Source organism: Bacillus capparidis (genome assembly GCF_017832095.1).
GTDB classification, from domain to species: Bacteria; Bacillota; Bacilli; order Bacillales; family Bacillaceae; genus Bacillus; species Bacillus gobiensis.
The window spans coordinates 1-1,581 of the sequence record NZ_JAFDST010000013.1; the positions used below are offsets into that span (position 1 = coordinate 1).

The following is a 1,581-nucleotide window of genomic DNA, read 5'->3' on the forward strand; positions in this document are numbered from 1 at the left end:
TTTTTTTGTAGTAAGTTCGATCTAACGGTTAAGTTAGAAAGGGCGCACGGTGGATGCCTTGGCACTAGGAGCCGATGAAGGACGGAACGAACACCGATATGCTTCGGGGAGCTGTAAGCAAGCTTTGATCCGGAGATTTCCGAATGGGGAAACCCTCTGTTCGTAATGGAACAGAATCTTATCTTGAATTCATAGAGATAAGAAGGCAGACCCGGGGAACTGAAACATCTAAGTACCCGGAGGAAGAGAAAGCAAACGCGATTCCCTAAGTAGCGGCGAGCGAAACGGGATTAGCCCAAACCAAGAGGCTTGCCTCTTGGGGTTGTAGGACACTTGATACGGAGTTACAAAGGAACGGGGTAGATGAAGAGGTCTGGAAAGGCCCGTCAAAGAAGGTAACAACCCTGTAGTTGAAAGTCCGTTCCCTCCCAAGTGGATCCTGAGTACGGCGGGACACGAGGAATCCCGTCGGAATCCGGGAGGACCATCTCCCAAGGCTAAATACTCCCTAGTGACCGATAGTGAACCAGTACCGTGAGGGAAAGGTGAAAAGCACCCCGGAAGGGGAGTGAAAGAGATCCTGAAACCGTGTGCCTACAAGTAGTCAGAGCCCGTTAACGGGTGATGGCGTGCCTTTTGTAGAATGAACCGGCGAGTTACGATCCCGTGCAAGGTTAAGTTGAAGAGACGGAGCCGCAGCGAAAGCGAGTCTGAATAGGGCGCATGAGTACGTGGTCGTAGACCCGAAACCAGGTGATCTACCCATGTCCAGGGTGAAGTTCAGGTAACACTGAATGGAGGCCCGAACCCACGCACGTTGAAAAGTGCGGGGATGAGGTGTGGGTAGGGGTGAAATGCCAATCGAACCTGGAGATAGCTGGTTCTCTCCGAAATAGCTTTAGGGCTAGCCTCAAGGTAAGAGTATTGGAGGTAGAGCACTGATTGGACGAGGGGCCCCTACCGGGTTACCGAATTCAGTCAAACTCCGAATGCCAAATACTTATCCTTGGGAGTCAGACTGCGAGTGATAAGATCCGTAGTCGAAAGGGAAACAGCCCAGACCGCCAGCTAAGGTCCCAAAGTATACGTTAAGTGGAAAAGGATGTGGAGTTGCTCAGACAACCAGGATGTTGGCTTAGAAGCAGCCACCATTTAAAGAGTGCGTAATAGCTCACTGGTCGAGTGACTCTGCGCCGAAAATGTACCGGGGCTAAACGTATCACCGAAGCTGCGGACTGTTCTTCGAACAGTGGTAGGAGAGCGTTCTAAGGGCTGTGAAGCCAGACCGGAAGGACTGGTGGAGCGCTTAGAAGTGAGAATGCCGGTATGAGTAGCGAAAGAGGGGTGAGAATCCCCTCCACCGAATGCCTAAGGTTTCCTGAGGAAGGCTCGTCCGCTCAGGGTTAGTCGGGACCTAAGCCGAGGCCGAAAGGCGTAGGCGATGGACAACAGGTTGATATTCCTGTACCACCTCCTTTCCGTTTGAGCAATGGGGGGACGCAGGAGGATAGGGTAAGCGCGGTGTTGGATATCCGCGTCCAAGCAGTTAGGCTAAGGAGATAGGTAAATCCGTTTCCTTAT

1 rRNA gene is annotated in these 1,581 nt (G+C 52.1%); it reads left to right on the top strand.

What is annotated here, in order from left to right:
• Positions 1 to 26: 26 nt before the first annotated feature.
• A 23S ribosomal RNA gene (locus JOC74_RS23245) occupies positions 27 to 1,581 on the top strand; the annotation flags it as partial.